We start from the raw sequence: 20,494 nt of genomic DNA, 5'->3' as shown, positions 1-20,494 counted from the left end.
TGAAGCAATTGGGATGTACCTCATAGTTTAGGATGCCTGGCGATCGCCAGGAGTTCCTTTGTCACGCGATATCGTTCAAAACCGCAGCGTTGCTCCCGTGGTCAGCCACTGGTCACGTTCCCCCGTCAAGTTGCGTCCCGCCACCAGATCGATGTCGAGGCGCTCGCCCACATGAAACCTCGGCCCAGCCTGCCACGCCTGCTGCGCGCCTTGCTGGCCGAAGCGTTCGGCGATCAGCGTGAGGGCGCGGGCCACGTCGTATTCAACGCCGGTGCCCCAGGTCCAGCGATGGTTTTGCTCGCCGTCGTCATAAGCGTGAGCCCAGCCGGCATTGAGGTTCAGGCGCAGCGTTTCGAACGGTTGGTAGGTGAGTGGCAGGTTCAGTTCGCCGCCGTCGAAGGTGTGCGCCCGATTCAAGGCAACGTGCGCCGAGCCCGCCAGCGCCCATTCAAGACCCAGGTTTTCGCTGGCGAATAATTGAGCCTTGAACTGCGGGCTCACCTGCGTTTGCGCGTCATCGTGGCTGTGCTGCAACACCGCGCCGAACTGCACGGTGGGCAGTGATTTGAACGTACAGTCCTGCGACAAGGTACTCGTGCCGGAAGACGTGTGCCGACCGTTCTGGTACCAGGCGTCGATGTTGCATTCACCGGGCGCATTGATCCCGGCGTCGTCCACCACATAAGCGCCACCGGCGGCGTTGGCGTGAGAGATCATCGTCAGGCACCCGAGCACACTCAGGGTGATCCCGACAAACAACAGATTGCGCCGCAGTGACCGGCCTTGGGCTGGCGGGAGATCGCGTACAAAGGAGGTGAATTTTTGCATGAGGTTTATCTCGATAATTTCGTTGGAATGAACAGATCAGCCCTGAAGCAGCTGTCGAGCCTGCGAGGCTGCGTCCGGTGGCGCCGCCGTCGTGAAATCAGGGAATGCGGCGTGTCAGGAAAAAATGTGCGCAGGGTTTACGACGGCTGCGCCGCCGGACGCAGCCTCGCAAGCTCGACAGCTGCTACAGCGAGGAAGCGACCGATAAGGTTTGCAGGCCTGCCAAACCGGCCTGGATGATCAGTTCTTCGGTGTCTCCGCCGCCGGGCAGGGCGATCACCACGTCCGCTCGGCTGTCGAGCAACATGAAGCGGTTGCGCACGCGTTCCGCGGACTTGCCGTGGCGTTGCCAGTTGGGCGGGTAGCGCACGATGTCGATGCCCTGTTCCCGTGCCCACTCTTCGATGACACCGCCCAGGTGCTGGTTGCCGCCATGAATCAACACACGCACGGGGTGCACGCGTTGAAAGGCGTCGAGTACCCGTCGGCACTGGCGGGTGTCGGCGTAATGGCGCCCCGCGCAGATCAGCAGGCGCATGTCGGGGTGTCCTTCGCCAAGTCGTTATTCTCGATGGCCCGCTCACCGGCGCGTTCGAGCAGCGGATAGGCGAGGGCGGCGATGTGGTGGTGCACGCGACGGTAATCGCGCAGCACGCGCTGGAAGATGTCGCCGGATTCGGCCCAGGTGTTTTTGTCCTCCTGCAAATTGCGAAAGTGCTCGCGGCTGGCCTGTGCTTCGAGTTGCCTCACGGCGTCCTTGCGCTTGATCAGTTGATGCGCGGTGGTGATGTCTTCGCGCAAAAACACGGTGATCGCCAGGCTCAGGCTCTCCATCAACGCATCGTGCAACGGGGCAATGCTGGACAGTTCGAATGCGGTGAACTGTTCCCCACGGCGCACCCGGCGCATGGCCAACTGCGCGAGGCTGCTGGAAAGAATGTCCGCCGCGTGTTCGAGGTTGATCACGAACAACAGGATTTCCTGGGCGCGATCGGCGTCGCCGTCACTGATGCCTTCTTTGCCGATGTCGGCCAGGTAGGCGCGAATCGCCGCACTGAGCAAGTCCAGGGATTGATCGATGCATCGCACCTCGTCGACACCGGTCGGCGCCGATGTGTGGAACAGCTGCAACAGGCGCCCGAGCATCGCCGAGAACATATCGGCCATGCGCAGCGCTTCGCGGGCGGCGTTGGACAGGCCGATGTTGGCCACTTCCAGGCCGGCTTCATCGAGGTAGTGCGGCATCCCGGGGTCGACATCCCGCACCGGTTCCGGCAGCAGCCGGGTCAGGGCGTTGGCGAGTACGTCGGTCAGGCCGATGAATACCAGCGCCAGCAGCACGTTAAAACCGCTGTGCACGACCACGACCAGCGTCGACGGGTTCAGATTCGTCTCGGCCAGCAAACCGGCAAACGGCAACACCGCCAGCGCACCCAGCAGCCGCACGAGCAGATTGCCCAGCGGCAGGCGTCGACCGACGCTCGATCCGGCGTTGATTACGGGCGGCAACGCACCGCCAATGTTCACACCCATCACCAACGCTACCAGCGTGGTGGCCGACAGCATGCCGGTCGCCGCCAGCGAGACGATCAACAACACCACCGCGACGCTTGAATGGCAGAGCCAGGTGAGAATCAGCGCCACCAGCAAGGCAATCAGCACGTCGCCGTCGAGGCTTTGCATCATCACTTGGAAGACCGGCGTGCTTTCGACGTGCGCCAGGGTCGAGCCGAGCATGTGCAGGGCCAGCAGCATCAACCCAAGGCCGATCAGCGCACAGCCGACGCTTTCATAGCGTGAGTCATCGCGCAGGCGAAAAACGATCAACCCCGTCAGCAACGCCAGTGGCGTGAGTATCGACACGTCGAGGCTGAGCAGTTGCACCACCAGGGTCGAACCGATATTGGCGCCCAGCATCACCGCCAGCGCCGGGGCCAGCGCGAGGGTGCCGGCCGCCGTAAACGACGTTGCCATCAGGCTGACCGCGGTGCTGCTTTGCAGAAGGCCGGTGATGCCGATCCCCGACAGCAACGCCATCCAGCGGTTGCTCAGGTTTTGCCCCAGCCATTGGCGCAGCGGCGAGCCAAAGCCACGCAGCAACGCCGAAGAAATCATGTGAGTGCCCCACAGTAACAGTGCGATGGCGCCTGCGAGGTTGATCAGTAGAGTCGTTCCCGACATCAGGACTCTCCCTTTTTTGCTGTTTCATTTATTGAAGGCCCGAACGGAAAACCTGTGGGAGCGGGCTTGCCCGCGATGAGGGCGGGTCAGCCAACATTGATGTCGACTGACAAATCGCTATCGCGGGCAAGCCCGCTCCCACAGGGATTGTGCTGTTCAATCCCTGTGGGAAAGGCCTCTCACTACAGGGTGTTCAGGCGATCAGAACCACTGCTTGAAGCGGCGGATGTAGATCGTTTTCATGACCTGCGCGAAGACGCAGTAGCTGAGCAAGGTGCCCACCAGCCAAGGGAAGTACGCCCATGGCAACGGCTGCAAACCGACCAGCGTGCCCAGTGGCGAAAACGGAATGTAGATGCCCAGCACCATCACCAGTCCGGTCATCAGGATCACCGGCAATGCGGCCGTGCTCTGGAAGAACGGAATCTTCTGCGTGCGCAACATGTGCACCACCAGCGTCTGGGACAGCAGCCCTTCGATGAACCAGCCGGACTGGAACAGGCCCTGCATCTCCACGCTATTGGCGGCGAACACGTACCACATCAGCGCAAACGTGGTGATGTCGAACACCGACGAGGTCGGCCCGATCCACAGCATGAAACGGCCGATGTTCTTCGCGTCCCACTTGCGTGGTTTGCTCAGGAACTCCTTGTCCATCTTGTCCCACGGCAGCGCCAACTGAGAGATGTCGTACATGAGGTTTTGCAGCAGCAGATGAATCGACAGCATCGGCAAGAACGGAATGAACGCACTGGCCACCAGTACCGAGAACACGTTGCCGAAGTTGGAACTGGCGGTCATGTTCAGGTACTTCATGATGTTGCCGAAGGTTTCGCGGCCTTTGAGCACGCCTTCTTCGAGCACCATCAGGCTCTTTTCCAACAGAATGATGTCGGCCGATTCCTTGGCGATGTCAGTGCCGCTGTCCACCGAAATACCGACATCGGCATCACGCAGGGCAGGGGCATCGTTGATGCCGTCGCCGAGGAAGCCCACGGTGTGACCGTTCGATTGCAGCGCCTTGAGCACCCGCGACTTTTGCAGCGGCGTCAACTTGGCAAACACCGTGCGTTCTTCGACGCGCAACTTGAGGGTGGTGTCGTCCATGGTCTCGATGTCGTGACCGAGCAGCGGGGTGCCAGGCTCCAGACCGACTTCGCGGCAGATCTTGCACGTCACCACGGCGTTGTCGCCGGTCAGCACCTTGACGGTCACGCCCATGTCCCGCAGTGCCGCAATCGCCGGGCCAGCGGTTTCCTTCGGTGGATCGAGGAAGGTCAGGAAGCCGCGAATCACCAGACCATGTTCGTCCTGAGTGGTGTACTGGTTTTTGCTCTGCGCCTTGGGAATCTCGCGGGTGGCGACCAGCAATACGCGGAAACCGTCCTCGTTGTATTCGTTGGCCAGGCTCAACAGGTCTTTGCGACGTTGTTCGTCGAGTGCGACCACCGCGCCGTTTTCATGCAGGTGGCTGGAAATGCTCAGCATCTCCTCGACCGCACCCTTGCACACCATCAAATGATCGTCGTGGCTGTCCTTGACGACGATCGACAGGCGCCGGCGGACGAAGTCGAACGGCAACTCATCGACCTTGCTGTAGGCGAATGGCACACGGAACTTCGGGTTGCCGTTGGCGAACTGCACCACCGCCTGGTCCATCAGGTTTTTCAGACCGCTCTGGTGATGGCTGTTGAGCCACGCCAGTTCCAGGATCGCATCGTCGCGCCGGCCGTGGCTGTCGACGTGGTGCTCAAGGATGATCTTGTCCTGGGTCAGGGTGCCGGTCTTGTCCGTGCACAGCACGTCCATTGAACCGAGGTTCTGGATCGCGTTGAGGCGCTTGACCACCACCTTGCGCTTGGCCATGGCCATGGCGCCTTTGGCCAGGTTGGCGCTGACAATCATCGGCAGCATTTCCGGGGTCAGGCCGACCGCGACGGCCAATGCAAACAGCAACGCGTCGCTCCAGTCGCCCTTGGAAAAACCGTTGAGCAGGAACACGATCGGCACCATCACCAGCATGAAGCGGATCAGCAGCCAGCTGACGCTGCTCACCCCTCGGTCGAACGCCGTTTGTACCCGTGAACCGACAATGGCTTTGGCCAGCGAGCCGAAATAGGTGCGCGAACCGGTCGCGACCACCACGGCTTTGGCGGTGCCGCTGACCACGTTAGTGCCCATGAAGCAGATGTTCGGCAGGTCCAGCAGGTTCGACTGATCGGCAGCGTTGCCGGTCGCGCATTTCTGCGCGACGTTGCCCAGCGTGTCGTATTTCTCCACCGGCAAGGCTTCACCGGTGAGCACGGCCTGGCTGATGAACAGGTCGCGTGATTCGATCAGGCGGATGTCTGCCGGGATCATGTCACCGGCGCTGAGTTGCACAATGTCGCCGGCCACCAACTCGCGCATCGGCACTTCGCGCAGCGTCGCACGGCTGCCGCGTTGCCCGCGCCGCAGCACAGTCGCGGTGGTGCGTACCATGGCTTTCAGGGTTTCGGCGGATTTAGCGGAGCGGTATTCCTGCCAGAAGCGCAACAGGCTGCTCAAGGTGACCATGGTCATGATGATAATGACCTTGGTCAGGTCGGCTTCGTCGCTTTCACCCTGGCTGATTGGCAGCCAGTAGTCGGTGAAAAAACTGATGCCGGCCAGGGTCAGCAATACATAGATGAAGGGATTGTTCAGGGCTTTGAGCAGTTGGACGAGGGCGTGGGGCGGCTTGTCGTGGGCCACTTCGTTGTAGCCCCCGCGTGCCAGCCGCCCTTCGGCTTCCAGCTCGGTCAGGCCGTCAGTGGTTGCGTTGAGGTTGGCGAGGGTTACGGCCAGGCCGTTCTGGGCTTCTCGTGCAGCGCGCATCGACAGCTTTGCGTTGTCGTTGCTGGCACCTTGGGTGCGGGTCTTCGGAGTTTTTACTGTGGTCATTGCGTGTGCTCCTGCCGCTGTCTTGCGGCACGACACACAGCCAACTCGCCGAACTAGAGGCGAGCGAACGTATGTCGAGCCGCAAACAAGCGATCGATGTCAGAAGTGTTGTTTTTTTGTTTTAACGTTCGCTGGCTATCAATAGGGAAGTGATAGGCAGCGAACCGTCTACTGGCTTCGTCCATAACTAACTCCGATTAACTAAAGTTTTAAAAGGCAATAAGAAGCTGCCGGTTTTCATGATAAGAAAACCGTTAGAAGAAGGACTTTAAAGTGCCTTCAAATCAATGGGCGGAGCGGGCCCCGAGGCTCGGATTCAGCCGGGGGGAGCGGCGCACGTAGCGCCGACTCGGTGGTTCCTGGTTGTCGTCCAGGCTCCAGCGCTGCACGAGCCGACCGGTCATCGGGCAGACGCGCCAGTTGGCACGCGGGTGTGCCTTGGCTTGGGAAGAAGGTGCGCAATAGGGCGCAATGGCGCGGTTTGCGGTGGTGCGCTCACGGCAGGGCTTGACCCGCATGGTCAAAGCAAAGGCGCGTACGCCGGGCATTACAGTGGTGTTGAAGTTCATAACATGCCTCTGGACCGGACTGACGCCGGTGAGGCAAGTTACGGTGGAGCATCAAGCTCTAGCGCAGCTCACCCGACCGAAAAGTCGAGCCCCGTCATTTTCTGGGTTGTGTGCCAGATTCTGCAGTTTTGCAGTAACCCGACAGCGACTAGATACTGTGTCCATTGGATTCTTTTGTGAGTTGAAAAAAGGCCTTCGTCGAAGGCCCGGGCAATTTACTCAGGGACGTTGGATACGTCAACCTTAAATGCCCGATTAATAGTGCATTGAGTGGAAATAGCGACAAACTTAATTAGTGGTTCAGCTAAATGACAGTGAGTTGTCTTTATCTAACTGCTTACACAATTGTGTAGCAGCTGCCGAGCCTGCGAGGCTGCGTCCGGCTGCGCAGCAGTCGTAAATCCTGCACGTGCGATTTGTCTGATGGAACCCAGTGTGTGAGTTGGCGACCACTGCGCCCGAGCGCGGACCGGCCGACGCAGGCTTCGCCAGTTGCTACAGAAGTCGTGTGGCGCAGGCGCCAGTTATCAGCGTTTGTGATGCGGCCCGCCATCAGGGCTATGCTTTGCAGTGCGCCCATCACCATGGGAGACCTCTGATGATCAACGTACGCACGGCCCGCATGCTTGCCGATTACAAAAACTGGGCCGACCAGCGCCTCTTTGACAGCCTGGCGGCATTGCCGGCGGGCGAGGTCAGCAAAGAGCGAGTGTCGGTATTCAAAAACATGATCGGCACCCTGAACCACATCTACGTCGTGGACTGCATCTGGCAGGCTCACCTCGAAGGCCGAGGCCACGGTTTCAAAACCTCACACGATCTGTTGCATGCCGACCTTGCCGATCTGCGCAGGGCGCAACGGGAGATCGATCACTGGTACTGCGACTGGAGCGAACGCCAGACCGATGCATCGCTGGATAAACCCTTCGAATTTACGTTTGTATCGGGCGAAAGCGGCACCATGAGCGCCGGCGCGATGCTGATGCATGTGGTCAACCACGCCAGCTATCACCGTGGCTGGGTGATCCAGATGTACTTCGAGATACCGGCCATGCCGCCGGTCACGGACTTGCCGGTGTACCTGCGCGAGGCCCAGCCAACCGCTTTCAAGTCGCTGCATACCCCGGCAGTGGAGCCGACATGTGCTGTGCAATTTTCGAGCGCAACCAGCGTTCTGCCGGATCGTTATCGTTGACGCCGTTCCAGACCATGGACAGCTCGGACAGCTCGGACAGCACGATGTCGAACGGCGGGTCATCGGCCCGCAACTGGCTGCTGCCTTCGATCAATGCACACGCGGCATAATCCGGCACCGAGGCGAGCATATCGGTGCCGGCCAGCAACGAGCGCAAACCGGCGAATTGCGGCACCGCCAGCACGACCCGCCGTGAACGTCCGATACGCGCCAGGTCGTTGTCGATGGCCCCACTCAAATCCCCGGAAAACGACACCAATGCATGGGGGCGCTCGCAGAATTCATCCAGCGTCAGCGGGCTGGGGCGGTCATCGCCGCGCAGGATCTTCACGCTCAGGTCGCGCAACTTTTTGCGCTTGGCGTTGGCCGGCAACTCCGTGGTGTAACTGATTCCGACAGAAATCTCGCCGCTGGCGAGCATCGACGACATCAGCAGAAAATTCACGCGTCGCACCACCACCACAACGTTCTGCGCCTCTTCGCGAATTTGCTTGAGCAGCGGCGGAAACAGGCCGAACTCGGCGTCGTCGGATAAGCCGATGCGGAACACATCACGACTGGTGGACGGGTCGAAATCCTTGGCGCGGCTGACCGCGCCGGAAATGGTGTCCATTGCCGGCTGTAACTCCTTGAGAATCGCCAGCGCCCGTGGGGTGGGTTCCAGGGAACGGCCGATGCGCACCAGCAACGGGTCGTCGAACAGATCGCGCAACTTGGCCAGCGAGGCGCTGACGGCGGGTTGGCCGAGGAACAGTTTCTCCGCGGCGCGGGTCAGGTTTTTCTCGAACATCAGCGTTTCGAAAATCACCAACAGGTTCATGTCCACGCGGCGCAAGTCGTTGCGGTTCATGGAGAGGCTCGCAGGGATTTGAGGGTTTGTTCAGTAAAGCATCAAACCTGGAAGAGCCATTAAACAGCGATGTTTAACACACATCTCCAGACACTCTGCGAGGCTACACATCCTTGCGCCGTTACCTACGACTGCGCCAGAATCCGCCGGCTTGTGCGCCTTGGGCCGGGACTTTACTGTTTGCGGGTCGCTGCCAATTCAGCGACCGGATTTGACCGTCCGATTCGATCAAGGCGTATCAGTGTCCAAGAAAAGTGTCAGGCTTTTTGCGGTGGCTGTGCGCGGGACACCTTCGGGTGTGCCGGATTCCTTGATTTCCGGTCGGTCAACCCGCGTACAGCTGCCACCTTATCGTTTGACCGCGAACGGTGGCGGCTCCGCCAATCAAGGAGTTTCACTGTGTTCAAGATCACACCCAACCCACCCGAAACCGTCACCGACGACGTTTCCCCCTACGAATCCACCGATTCCAAAAAACTCAATACCGCCGCCGACCGCGCCCTCGATTACTACCTCAAACCCGTCATCCCCAAAGACACGCCACGCAAACCCAGCACGATCTACTTCGTCGGCCCCGACACCGATAACGAAACGTTGCTGGTGAACGCCTGCGAGACGTTGGCGTCCGCGAGCGTCATGTTGAGCGAATTCGCGGGGCAGTTAAGCGGCCCGCAGCGTCACACCCTGTTGGGCATTCAACACTCCGTCATGCTGGGTGAACTGGCGGTGAACCGGATGCTGGATAACGTCGACCCGCAAAACGCTTAACGCACAGATCGTTCCCACGCTCTGCGTGGGAATGCAGCCCGGGACGCTCCGCGTCCCATTTTAAAGCTGGAACGCGGAGCGCCCCTTTAGGCATTCCCACGCAGAGCGTGGGAACGATCCTCTCGCCTTAAGCCGCCCTTGGCTCTTGCGAACTGACCCTTGATCTGACCGATGCCCAACCCGACGGCTTCCTGCTGGCGGGTCGCTACACTCTTCTGGGCCATGATCGTGCCTTCAATGTCTTATGGACGTCGCGTTGGCACAGAACGTCGAGATCGTGGTCGGTGGTCCTTACAGTTCGGGCATTTTGGCCGGTGGTGCGCGAGGCCAAACGGGTGGCCGACCGCGCGCCATTGCCAATCACAGGAGTTTGAGCATGAAAATTGATCTGACTGGAAAACTCGCGATTGTCAGCGGCAGCACCGCCGGCATTGGCCTGGGCATCAGCAAGGCACTGGCCGAGTCCGGCGCCACGGTGGTAGTGATCGGCCGCGAGACGGCCAAGGTCGAGCAGGCGCTGGCGAGCATTCGTCAGAGTGTGCCAGGGGCTCAGTTGCGTGGCCTCACCGCCGACCTGGGCACCGCCGAAGGCGCCGAGGTGTTGTTCGCTGCCGAACCGCGCGCGGACATCCTGGTGAACAATCTCGGGATCTTCAACGACGTCGATTTCTTCGACACGCCAGACAGCGAGTGGACGCGGTTTTATGAGGTCAACGTGATCTCTGGCGTGCGCCTGTCCCGGCATTACGTGCCAGACATGGTCAAGCAGGGTTGGGGCCGGGTGATTTTCCTGTCCTCGGAATCCGGCATCGCGATCCCCGCCGACATGCTCAATTATGGCGTGACCAAAAGCGCCAACCTGGCAGTGTCTCATGGCCTGGCCAAACGGCTGGCCGGCACTGGCGTCACGGTCAATGCGATCCTGCCCGGCCCGACGTTGACCGATGGCCTGGAACAGATGCTCAAGGACGCCACCGCCACCGCCGCCTCCGGCCGCAGCGTTCGCGAAGAAGCCGATGCGTTTGTGCGCAAGGCCCGGCCGACCTCAATCATCCAGCGCGTGGCAGATGTCGAGGAAGTCGCCAACCTGGTGGCCTACATCGCTTCGCCACTGTCCTCGGCAACCACCGGCGCGGCGCTGCGGGTCGACGGAGGTGTCGTCGATAGCCTGGCGATTTGAAAACCAGTGATTGAGAGAGCATTTCCACGAAGTATTTGGCGACGATCAACGTTGAAGCGCAGGGGCAGGGGGCGCGGGTGACGTGGTCGGCTTGGTTTGAGCCGGTGGGGGGAGTGAGGAAGAAGTCGTGGCGTTGTTTACCGGGATTAATCAGGGTGGACTGGACGCTTTGCGGGCCAACTATTCCGCTTAGAAGTACGACTTAACCTTGTAGCAGCTGCCGAGCCTGCGAGGCTGCGTTCGGCTGCGAAGCAGTCGTGGAATCAGATGGCGCGGTGTTTCAGATAGACCGCGTGTGCAGGGTTTACGACTGCTTCGCAGCCGGACGCAGCCTCGCAGGCTCGGCAGCTGCTACAAGCGGACGCAGCCTCGCAGGCTCGACAGCTGCTACAAGCGAACGCAGGCTCGGCAGCTGCTACAGAGCTGCTACAACGGTTGTGTCAGTGCAGAGCTTTTGCAATCGAGCGCCAACCGCGCGCCACCGAGTTCGCTGTTACCCACTGCAAGCGCAAAGCCATGCAGGCTGGCAATCGCCGCGACGATCGACAACCCCAACCCAAACCCGCTTTTCTGATTTCCGCCTTCAGCACGATAAAAGCGCTGGAACACCGCCTCCCGCTCGGCCTCGGGAATCCCTGGCCCTGAATCGAGCACTTCGATTCGCGTAAACCCGCCCTCGCTGACCCCACGCAAAATCACCTCGCCACCCGGAGGTGTGAATTTGATCGAGTTGCTCAACAGGTTCGCCACGGCTTCGAACAACAGTGCGCGATCGCCAGTCAGTGCGGGCAATGTCGCCGGCAATTGCAGTGTGAACACCAGTTCGCCTTCTTCCGCCAGTGGCAGGTAAAAGTCGTGCAGCTCTTGCAGCAACGGCACGGGATCGAGTTGCACGAACCCCGACCGACGCTGGCGATCCTCCAGCTCGGAGATCCGCAGCAACCCACGAAAACGCGCCATCAGGGTGTCGGCTTCACCGAGTACGGAATCCAGTTGCACGGCCAGCGTCGAGCCGTCTTCAGCCTGCTGTTGAATCCGGTACAACTGGGCCCGCAGGCGTGTCAGCGGGGTGCGCAGGTCGTGGGCGATGTTGTCGCAAACACCCTTGACCTCGTGCATCAAACGCTCGATGCGTTCGAGCATGGCGTTGACGATGGCAGCGAGCATGTCCAATTCGTCACGACGATTGGACAATGGCAGGCGCCGGGTCAAATCGCCGGCAACGATGGCTTCGGCGCTGGCCTGGATCGCGCGGATACGCCGCAGCGGTCGGCGGCGCAACACCTGCCAACCGACGATGCCCGGAAGAATGGTCAGCGTGACACCCCAGAACAACGCGTGAAGGATGATCCGGGTCACAGCGAACAACGAACCGTTGTCGCGCACCAGAATCAGCCAGCGACCGTCACGCGTCTGGGTCGCCACGGCGTCGCAACTGTCGGCGGGCAGGGTCGGGTCGTCGGACTCTGCGCAGTCGCTGAGCATGTGGATCTTGCCGTCCAGCGGCAAGTCTTCGGGGATATGGTGCAGCGCACCACTGAGGTAGCGATGTTGGTGGTCGAACAGGCCATAGGCGTCGATGCCACGTATGTCGAAGGTCATGCTGACGGCTAGGGCGTCCACCAGCTGTTCGCCCTGAAAGCGTGAAAACAGATGCTGACGTTGCATCAGCGAGTGTTTGGCCAGATTGTCCAGGTAAGCGGACACCTCGTAATACATGACACCCATGAGGATCGCGCTCCAGATCACGAACAGCGAGCTGTAGAGCGCCAGCAAACGGCTGCTGGAGGAACGCCAGCCTTTAGACGGGTTCGGCAATGACATAACCCGAGCCTCGCACGGTCCGAATCAGTGGGACCTGGCCTTGCGGATCGATTTTCTTGCGCAGACGGCCGATGTGCACGTCGATCAGGTTGGTGCCGGGGTCGAAGTGGTAGCCCCAGACTTCTTCGAAAATCATCATGCGCGACAGGATCTGCCCGGTGTTGCGCATCAGGAATTCGAGCAACTTGTACTCGGTCGGTAGCAGTGTCAGCAGCAGGCCGGCGCGGCTGGCTTCGTGGCTGATCAGGTTGAGTTCCAGGTCGGCCACTCGCAAGGTGGTGGCCTGGGCGGTCACGGTGTTCTGACGGCGCAGCAGCACTTCGACCCGGGCGGCCATTTCATCGGTGGCGAACGGTTTGGTCAGGTAATCGTCACCGCCGGCGCGCAAACCACGCACGCGCTCATCGACGTCGGAGAGGGCGCTGATCATCAGGATTGGCGTGGCCACGCCCATGGTCCGCAACGTGGTGACAATCGCCAGGCCATCGAGCTCCGGCAGCATGCGGTCGAGGGTGATCAAGTCGTAATCGCCACTGACGGCACGCTCCAGGCCTTCACGACCGTTGTCGACCCAATCGACATCGAGGCCGTGGCTGCTCAGTTCGGCGACAATTTCCCGGGCGGTCACGGCGTCGTCTTCGATGGTCAAGATGCGGGTCATAAGGCTGGCCTGATAATCGGTTCAATACGGAGTGGGGAACATTTTGCCCAGAATTACGCGTGACTTAATAAATTAACTTTCATGTTGCACCAGGGGCCACTGCGGAACATTGATATCATACGGCCACAACTTAAACAGGAAGCTGCGTTGTGCACTCGTTGATTCGCCGTAGTGGGATGCTGATTGTATTGCTGTTGTGCCTCACCAGCCTGTCTGCCTGGGCGGGCAATACACCTTGTTCGGGAAAGAAAGGCGGTATTGCCCGCTGCGATGGCGATCTGTTTTTGTGCAATGACGGCTCCATCAGCGGTTCTAAGAAAAGCTGCTCGGCGATGTATGGCGGCCAAAGCCAGGCCCGTCCGCAAACGCTGATCCAGAGCGACGATGGCTGCGCCTGCGGCACTGGTTCGTTCTGCACCGGGCCCAGAGGCGGGGTGTATTGCCTGACGCCTAGCGGTAATAAAAGCTACAAGCGCAAGTAACTCATCTGCAGTGCATAAAACCCGTCGGGATGACGTGTTCCTTGCAAAATGCATGGAAAAGGGAAGTTCAATCTTTATAGATTATTGAAATACAACGATTTATTTAAAAGTCGCGACTGGCACGGTGACTGCAATTACTCATTCGAAGAGTTGTAACACCATCTTTCCTGCCTGGAGCGATACAACAATGAATAGATCCTCTGAAGGTTTCTATCCCATCGCAGAAGAAACAAGCACGCTGTCGGGGGTGTCCTGGGGCGCGATTTTCGCCGGGGCCGCGGCAGCCGCGGCGTTGTCGTTGATCCTTTTGCTGCTCGGTGTCGGCCTGGGTTTTTCCGCGGTATCGCCGTGGGCCAATGAAGGCGTGAGCGCCAAGAGCCTGGGCATATCAACCATCGTGTGGCTGGCGGCGACGCAAATCGTCGCTTCCGGGCTCGGTGGCTACATTGCCGGTCGCCTGCGGATCAAGTGGGCGAACCTGCACGGTGACGAGGTGTATTTCCGTGATACCGCCCATGGCTTTCTCGCCTGGTGCGTGGCGACGCTGGTGACGGCGACCCTGGTGGTCGGCTCGGTCAGCAGCATCGTCAGTGGCGGTGTGCAAGCCGGGGCGAGCGTGGTCGGCGGGGCGGCCAGTGCGGCCACTCAAGCGGCGAGCACTGCGGCCGGTAATACCGACAGCGATCAGTACGGTTACTTCGTCGACAGCCTGTTTCGTGACGATCGCCCGGCAGCCGTCAGCGATGACGCCGTGCGTGGCACGGTCACGCGCATCTTCATGCGCAGCCTGAGTAACAACGGCTTGACCGCCGAAGATCGGACTTACCTGGCGCAACTTGTTGCACAGCGGACCAACCTGACTCAGGCAGACGCTGAACGCCGTGTCGATGACGTCTACGCCCGTACGCAAAAAGCCGTTGCCGACGCCAAACTGGCCGCACAGCAAGCCGCCGACACGGCCGCGAAAGTCGCCGCCTGGACCTCGTTGTGGATGTTCATCGCACTGCTGATCGGCGCTTTTTTCGCCAGCCTCGCCGCGACCTTCGGCGGTCGCCGCCGGGACGCTGTGGTGTATGTCGAAACCGACGCCTACCTCACCACCGCTTCGCTGCAACCTGTTCGTTAACCCAGGAGAATCATCATGCGCTCATTACTGCTGTTCTTCCTCGGCGTGCCCATCCCGATCATCATCCTGATCGCCTTGTTCATGCATTGATCCCTTGAGGCACATGCCTCTGCCGCTTCTGCCTCTGGTGGAAGCGGCGTTTTGCTTTGTGGCCTCCAATAAAGCGAAGATGCCCGCCACGGTTCTTGAATTGGGTTGTCTTTGAAAGGGGAGTAGTGAGTTGGACAAAAAGGAAATCAAGCGGCAACTGGCGGCAATGCTCGAAGCCGGGCGCTCCAAAACCGAAACGTTCAAGGCGTTTTCCGGTGGGGCGGTCAAGGACCGGGTACTGGCTTACTGGATTGGCGCCCGAGCGGATCCGGCGCTACGGGAAAAACACGCACTCAAGGTCAATATTTTGCTGGCACTGATGTGCGTTCAAGCCTTGCTAGGTGCCGTCAGCGGATTTTACCTGGGCTCGACGATCGGCCCCGGTGCCGTGGTGTTTTTTACTCTGTTTGCGGTGCTGGTGCCGCTGGCGTTTGCCTGGGGGTTCTACAAGAACTCGGCACGGGCCTACACCCTTTACTTGATTCTGACCGTCAGCCAGATCTCGCGGATGTTCAAGGGATATGAGGAAGACCCGGTGATGACCGTGGCCGGTTTTGTGATCACGTTGGGCATCGTGTGTTTTGTCGCTTGGGTAAAAGTGCTGCTGTTCCCGGACCTGGGCTTCGTCGGCTCGAAAAGGGTCAAGGGCGAGTACGTGTTTTCCAACTGATTTTTGGGAGGCGCCTGGCATTGCACCGCGTCATCGTTCATCGCGGGCAAGCCATGCTCCCACAGGGGCACACTGTCACACTGTGGAAGCATGGCTTGCTTGCGATGGCGTCATTACAGTCGCCACACCGCTTAAACCTTGCTCGCCTCCTGCTCCTCCAACTGATCCGACTCAAACAGTTTCGCCAACTCTGCCCGCGCTTCCTGCGCCGTCTGCAACACCTTCGCTGCATCGTCATAAACCGCATGCTGTGCTTCCAGCACCTGTTCGTCGTGATGCTGGAAGCGCTTGATCCGCGCATCGGCCTGGGCCTGGGTCAGACCCAGGCCAACCAACGTGCGCCGGCTCATCTCAAGGCTCGAATAGTAGGTTTCGCGGATGGCCTCGGCGCCAAGGTCCACCAACCGGTGCACATGCTGACGGTTACGTGCACGGGCGATGATTTTGATGTGCGGATACAGCCGGTGCACGACCTCGGCGGTCTTGATATTGGTGTCTGGGTCATCGGTGGCGATGATGAAATATTCCGCCTGCTCGACCTTGGCCGCGCTGAGGATTTCCGGGCGCATCGGGTCACCATAGAACACCGGCACGCCGCCGAAACTGCGGGACAGTTCGATGGTTTCAACCGAGGTGTCGAGCGCCACGAACTTGATGTTCTGCGCCCGCAGAATCCGCGCGACGATCTGCCCCATCCGGCCCATGCCGGCAATCACCACGCGCGGCGTATCGGTGTCGATGTGGCGGAATTTCTCGGGCACCACGACCGGTTGCACCTTCGGCGAATACAGACGTGCGCACAGCAGCAACAACAGCGGTGTCACCGCCATGGACAAGGTGATCGTCAGCACCAGCAAGTCGTACAGGTGCGGTTCGAACAAGCCCTGGTCGCGGCCGATCTTGAACACCACAAACGCGAACTCACCGCCGGCCGCCAGCACGATGCCCAAGCGGATCGCACTGACCTTGCCCAGCCCACCAGCCAATCGCCCGACCACAAACAGCAGCGGCAATTTGATTGCGATCAGCAGCAGGGTCAGCCCGAGTACTGCAATCGGTGCGTTGAGCAACAGGCTCAGGTTGGCGCCCATGCCGACGCTCATAAAGAACAGCCCCAGCAACAGGCCTTTGAACGGCTCGATCTGCGCTTCCAGTTCATGACGGTACTCGGAGTCAGCCAGCAGCAGCCCGGCGAGGAACGCACCGAGCGCCATGGACACGCCGACCAGGTCCATCAACCACGCCGTGCCGATCACCACCAACAGCGCGGTCGCGGTGGACACTTCCGGCAGACTGGTTTTGGCGACCACGCGAAACACCGGTCGCAGTAGGTAACGTCCACCGATCACTACCACGGCAATGCTGCCTAGCACGCGTAAGCCGTGATTCAAGTCTTGCGCAGCAGTGGAAGTGTGATCACCGCCGGCCAGCAACGGCACCATAGCAATCAGCGGGATCGCGGCGATGTCCTGAAACAGCAGAATCGCAAACGCCAGGCGACCGTGAGGGCTGGTCAGTTCCTTGCGCTCGGCGAGGCTTTGCAGGCCAAAGGCTGTCGACGACAAGGCCAGGCCCAGACCGAGCACGATGGCGCTGTTCAGCGGTTGGCCGAACACGAACAAGGCGACTACGCCGATGACCGAACCGGTCAGCAGCACCTGTGCCAGGCCCACGCCAAACACCGATTTGCGCATCACCCACAAGCGCCGCGGCGACAGCTCAAGGCCAATGATGAACAGCAGCAACACCACGCCCAGTTCAGAGATATGACTGACGCTTTGCGGGTTGCCAATCAGCCCCAGCACCGACGGCCCGATGAGGACGCCGGCAAACAGATAACCCAAGACGGCACCCAACTGCATGCGTTTGGCCAGGGGAACGACGAGCACCGCCGCGAACAGAAACACGACAGCGGCTTGTAAAAGGTTGCCTTCATGGGGCATGACTGACTCCAACAACGGTACGGCGGGGGGGCAAGGATAAAGGCTGAGGCGAGAGGCGTCAGCTATGAACATAAACGGGGTTAGCGTCTACACCGTTGAAGCGCGCTGATGTTGAAGGTGCGGTTACATTTTGCATCAATTAGTGACATTCATAGGATAAGCTGATCAATCTGTTTGTTCACGAGTACACACCGATGGCCATCAATTTTGACCTGAACGATCTCCAGGCTTTTCGCGCGGTGGTTGAGCAGGGCAGTTTTCGCAAGGCCGCCGATACGGTGCGTATCTCCCAGCCAGCACTGAGTCGTCGGATCGAAAAACTTGAAGATGCCCTGGGTGTGAGACTGTTCGAGCGCACCACGCGCAAGGTCAGCCTGACCCAGGCGGGACGCGGTTTCATGCCCAGTGTCGAGCGGTTACTGGATGACCTGGACGTGGCGTTGCTGGGCATCAGCGAAGTGGCCTCGACCCGGCTCGGCCATGTCACGGTTGCCTGCGTGCCGTCGGCGGCTTACTACTTCATGCCGCGGGTAATCGCCCATTACCACCGGCAATTCCCACGGATCAAAGTCAAAGTGCTGGATTCCAGCGCGCACGAGGTGCTGAGTGCAGTGGTCAACGGTGAGGCGGATTTCGGCCTGAGTTTCATGGGCACGCTGGAGGCCGAAGTCGAGTTCGAACCGCTGGTGAAGGAGGGCTACGTGGTGGCTTGTCGGCGCGATCACCCGCTGGCCGGGCGCAGCAGCGTGACCTGGGACGAGTTCTATCAGCAGGATTACATCTCGCTGGACAAAACCTCGGGCAACCGCTTCTTGCTGGATCAGGCACTGACCGGCATCGTGCCGCAGCGGCCGAGCATCTGCGAAACGCGGCATGTGACGACAATGATTGGCCTGGTGGAAGCGGGATTGGGTGTCGCGGCGGTGCCGCTGATGGCGATGCCAGCGGCAGATCATCCGATCCTGACCCGGGTGCCATTGATCGAACCGCAAGTGATGCGCAGCGTCGGTCTGATCAAGCGCCGGGGTCGTACATTGACCCCGGCAGCATTGGAACTGGAGCGGCTGGTGGTGGAAATGAAAGTGCAGTCACCTACGATCAGCGGCTGACAGAATCCAGCCCTGTTGACTTTACATCCGACTGAGCGGCTGAGGAGGCCAGGTACTCAAGCAAGGCCTTGACTTGCGCAGGGTGTTGCGCACCCACCGCAATACCGGCGGCGAATCGGGTCACCGACTGCACTGACTCCGGAATCTTCGCTACAAAACTCACCCCCGGCACTGGCAGCAATTCGCTGACCTGCTGAAAACCCAATTGATAGTCGCCACTGGCAACGACCGAACCCACCGGGATTTTCGGGATCATCTTCGACTTGGGTTTGAGCTGGTCTTCGATGCCCAGTCGCTTGAACAGTTGATCTTCGATGTACACGCCGCTGGCACTGTCGGAATAAGCAACCGAGCGGGCATCGAGCAGGGTCTTTTTCAGACCGTCGACGGAGCTGATGTCTGGCTTGGGAGCACCTTCGCGTACCACCAGCCCAATTCGCGAGTCCGCCAGTTCAACCCGAGAAGCCGGGTCGACTTTGCCCTGTTTGATCAGTTCATCCAGGGCGTAACCGACCATTATCACCACGTCGGCTTTCTCACCTCTGGCCAGACGATTCGGGATCGCTTCCGGGGCTTTGCCCATGGAAGGGCCGAGAGCGGTGTCCAGGGTATTACCGGTAGACTCGGCGAATTTCGGGCCGAGGATTTTGTACGCAGCAGTGAAACCACCTGAGGTCATCACGCGGATCTCTTCGGCCTGCGCGATATTACTCAGGCCAAGGCTGGCAGCCAGCGTCAGGGTTGCAAATTTCAATAGTTTGTTCATGTCCATGTTCTCGAAAAGGGCAGGATCAAGACACCGCCGGTTGCAGGCGACCGGTCGAACGGCGATACAGATACAGCGTTGCGCCCAAGGCGCAGAGTGCGGCGAAACTCATCCAGTAACCCGGCGCGGCCTTGTCGCCGGTGTACTGAATCAGAAACGTCGACATCGCCGGCGTGAAACCACCAAACACTGCTGTTGCCAGGCTGTAAGCCAGAGAGAAGCCGGCAACTCGAACCTCACTCGGCATGATTTCGGTGAGCGCGGGGATCATTGCGCCGTTGTACAAGCCGTAAATGAACGACAGCCATAACAGCACCAGCAACATGTGCATGAAGCTCGGTGCGTTCACCAGATAGGTCAGCGCCGGATACGCGGTGGCAAGGGTCAGCAGAGCCATGGCAATCAACACCGGACGCCGGCCTATACGGTCGGACAACGCGCCCCCGATCGGCAGCCAGATGAAATTCGAGACACCCACCAGCAAGGTCACCAACAATGCATCGGATGTGCTGAGGTGCAGCACGGTTTTGCCAAAGGTCGGTGCATAGACCGTGATCAGGTAGAACGCAGTGGTGGTCAGCGCGACCATCATCATCCCGGCGAACACGATGACCCAGTTCTGTGCCAGGGTACGGAACACATCAGCCATGCTTGGCCGGTGTTTGCGCGCAGCGAATTCCTCGGTTTCTTCCAGGTTGCGCCGAAGGAAGAAAATGAACGGCACGATCATGCAGCCGACGAAAAACGGAATCCGCCAGCCCCAGTCGGCGATCATCGCGGGCGCCATCCATTGGTTGAGCCCATAGCCCAGCGCCGCCGCAACGATGATTGCTACCTGCTGGCTGCCAGACTGCCAACTGGTGAAAAAGCCCTTGTTGCCGGGGGTGGCGATCTCGGAGAGGTACACCGACACACCACCCATTTCCGCTCCGGCCGAGAAGCCTTGAAGCAATCGGCCAATCAGCACGATGGCAGGTGCGAATAACCCGATGGTTTCGTAGCCGGGCACCAACACAATCAGAATCGTGCCGCTCGCCATAATCGACAGCGTGACAATCAACCCTTTGCGCCGGCCCACGTCATCGATGTACGCACCCAGTACGACGGCTCCCAGTGGGCGCATCAGAAAGCCTGCACCAAACACGGCGAAGGTCATCATCAAGGACGCGAACTCGCTGCTGGCGGGGAAGAACACCGCAGCGATCTGTGTGGCGTAAAAGCCGAAAAGGAAGAAGTCGAACTGTTCGAGGAAGTTGCCCGAGGTGACCCGGAAAATCGCACTGGCGCGGGAGCGCCCGGTCGGGATTGATGTTGTCATTGACGTGTACTC

Annotated in this window: 18 protein-coding genes and 2 pseudogenes; 9 read left to right on the top strand and 11 right to left on the bottom strand. The window is 59.9% G+C overall.

Annotated features, from left to right (window positions below; all coding sequences use genetic code 11):
• Window positions 1-75 precede the first annotated feature (75 nt).
• The 5 genes from C7534_RS14580 to C7534_RS14560 all read right to left on the bottom strand — a co-directional run bounded on the left by C7534_RS14580 (window position 76) and on the right by C7534_RS14560 (window position 6,500).
• Window positions 76-828, bottom strand: coding sequence for a hypothetical protein (locus tag C7534_RS14580; protein WP_109786177.1), 753 nt, complete (start codon window positions 826-828; stop codon window positions 76-78).
• Between the two features lie 184 nt (window positions 829-1,012).
• Entirely contained in the window at window positions 1,013-1,366 is a 354-nt protein-coding gene (locus C7534_RS14575; protein WP_109786176.1) for a DUF2493 domain-containing protein, read from the bottom strand.
• A complete protein-coding gene (locus tag C7534_RS14570; RefSeq protein WP_109786175.1) occupies window positions 1,354-3,009 on the bottom strand; it encodes a Na/Pi cotransporter family protein in 1,656 nt (551 codons plus the stop codon). The genes C7534_RS14575 and C7534_RS14570 overlap by 13 nt, the downstream gene beginning before the upstream one ends.
• Window positions 3,010-3,210: 201 nt before the next feature.
• Complete coding sequence (gene mgtA, locus C7534_RS14565; protein WP_109786174.1) at window positions 3,211-5,931, bottom strand: magnesium-translocating P-type ATPase; 2,721 nt, start codon at window positions 5,929-5,931, stop codon at window positions 3,211-3,213.
• 284 nt (window positions 5,932-6,215) lie between these two features.
• Window positions 6,216-6,500, bottom strand: coding sequence for a hypothetical protein (locus C7534_RS14560; protein WP_109786173.1), 285 nt, complete (start codon window positions 6,498-6,500; stop codon window positions 6,216-6,218).
• Between the two features lie 598 nt (window positions 6,501-7,098).
• Here C7534_RS14560 and C7534_RS14555 point away from each other — a divergent pair.
• The gene (locus C7534_RS14555) at window positions 7,099-7,695 is read left to right on the top strand and encodes a DinB family protein (protein WP_109786172.1); all 597 of its coding nucleotides are present in this window, start codon (window positions 7,099-7,101) and stop codon (window positions 7,693-7,695) included.
• Here the strand turns inward: C7534_RS14555 and C7534_RS14550 are convergent.
• Entirely contained in the window at window positions 7,607-8,545 is a 939-nt protein-coding gene (locus C7534_RS14550) for a LysR substrate-binding domain-containing protein (protein ID WP_109786171.1), read from the bottom strand. The two genes, C7534_RS14555 and C7534_RS14550, sit on opposite strands and share 89 nt — an antisense overlap.
• 399 nt (window positions 8,546-8,944) lie before the next feature.
• On the opposite strand from C7534_RS14550, the gene C7534_RS14545 reads away from it, so the two are divergent.
• From C7534_RS14545 to C7534_RS33155, 4 genes and pseudogenes are all read left to right on the top strand, one after another.
• Window positions 8,945-9,313 carry a DUF6124 family protein gene (locus C7534_RS14545; RefSeq protein WP_109786170.1) on the top strand — a complete coding sequence of 123 codons (369 nt, stop codon included), beginning with the start codon at window positions 8,945-8,947 and terminating at the stop codon, window positions 9,311-9,313.
• A gap of 146 nt (window positions 9,314-9,459) precedes the next feature.
• Window positions 9,460-9,639: pseudogene (locus C7534_RS14535) on the top strand (aldo/keto reductase); the annotation flags it as partial.
• Window positions 9,640-9,689: 50 nt separating this feature from the next.
• Entirely contained in the window at window positions 9,690-10,493 is an 804-nt protein-coding gene (locus C7534_RS14530) for an SDR family NAD(P)-dependent oxidoreductase (RefSeq protein ID WP_109786256.1), read from the top strand.
• Window positions 10,494-10,516: 23 nt separating this feature from the next.
• Window positions 10,517-10,686: pseudogene (locus C7534_RS33155) on the top strand (SRPBCC family protein); the annotation flags it as partial.
• Window positions 10,687-10,919: 233 nt separating this feature from the next.
• On the opposite strand, the gene C7534_RS14520 reads toward C7534_RS33155, so the two are convergent.
• On the bottom strand, window positions 10,920-12,317 hold the full coding sequence (locus C7534_RS14520) for a sensor histidine kinase (protein WP_109786169.1): 1,398 nt from the start codon (window positions 12,315-12,317) through the stop codon (window positions 10,920-10,922).
• Window positions 12,295-12,978: a response regulator transcription factor gene (locus tag C7534_RS14515; RefSeq protein WP_046031458.1), complete on the bottom strand. Its 684-nt coding sequence runs from the start codon at window positions 12,976-12,978 to the stop codon at window positions 12,295-12,297. Before C7534_RS14515 ends, C7534_RS14520 begins: the two co-directional genes overlap by 23 nt.
• 176 nt (window positions 12,979-13,154) lie before the next feature.
• Between C7534_RS14515 and C7534_RS14510 the strand changes: the two genes are divergently transcribed.
• From C7534_RS14510 to C7534_RS14500, 3 genes are all read left to right on the top strand, one after another.
• Window positions 13,155-13,460, top strand: coding sequence for a hypothetical protein (locus C7534_RS14510; RefSeq protein WP_109786255.1), 306 nt, complete (start codon window positions 13,155-13,157; stop codon window positions 13,458-13,460).
• A gap of 187 nt (window positions 13,461-13,647) precedes the next feature.
• Entirely contained in the window at window positions 13,648-14,586 is a 939-nt protein-coding gene (locus tag C7534_RS14505) for a hypothetical protein (RefSeq protein WP_109786168.1), read from the top strand.
• A gap of 220 nt (window positions 14,587-14,806) precedes the next feature.
• Window positions 14,807-15,346, top strand: coding sequence for a hypothetical protein (locus C7534_RS14500; protein WP_109786167.1), 540 nt, complete (start codon window positions 14,807-14,809; stop codon window positions 15,344-15,346).
• A gap of 131 nt (window positions 15,347-15,477) precedes the next feature.
• On the opposite strand, the gene C7534_RS14495 is transcribed toward C7534_RS14500, so the two are convergent.
• Window positions 15,478-17,289, bottom strand: a complete 1,812-nt coding sequence (locus C7534_RS14495; RefSeq protein ID WP_109786166.1) for a monovalent cation:proton antiporter-2 (CPA2) family protein — start codon at window positions 17,287-17,289, stop codon at window positions 15,478-15,480.
• Window positions 17,290-17,483: 194 nt separating this feature from the next.
• Between C7534_RS14495 and C7534_RS14490 the strand changes: the two genes are divergently transcribed.
• Complete coding sequence (locus tag C7534_RS14490; protein ID WP_109786165.1) at window positions 17,484-18,398, top strand: LysR family transcriptional regulator; 915 nt, start codon at window positions 17,484-17,486, stop codon at window positions 18,396-18,398.
• On the opposite strand, the gene C7534_RS14485 is transcribed toward C7534_RS14490, so the two are convergent.
• Complete coding sequence (locus C7534_RS14485) at window positions 18,388-19,164, bottom strand: substrate-binding domain-containing protein (protein WP_109786164.1); 777 nt, start codon at window positions 19,162-19,164, stop codon at window positions 18,388-18,390. The two genes, C7534_RS14490 and C7534_RS14485, sit on opposite strands and share 11 nt — an antisense overlap.
• Window positions 19,165-19,189: 25 nt before the next feature.
• Window positions 19,190-20,482: an MFS transporter gene (locus tag C7534_RS14480; RefSeq protein ID WP_046031452.1), complete on the bottom strand. Its 1,293-nt coding sequence runs from the start codon at window positions 20,480-20,482 to the stop codon at window positions 19,190-19,192.
• Window positions 20,483-20,494 lie beyond the last annotated feature (12 nt).

It is taken from the genome of Pseudomonas sp. OV226, assembly GCF_003148705.1.
Classification (GTDB): Bacteria; Pseudomonadota; Gammaproteobacteria; order Pseudomonadales; family Pseudomonadaceae; genus Aquipseudomonas.
This window is presented reverse-complemented; position numbering and strand designations above follow the sequence as displayed.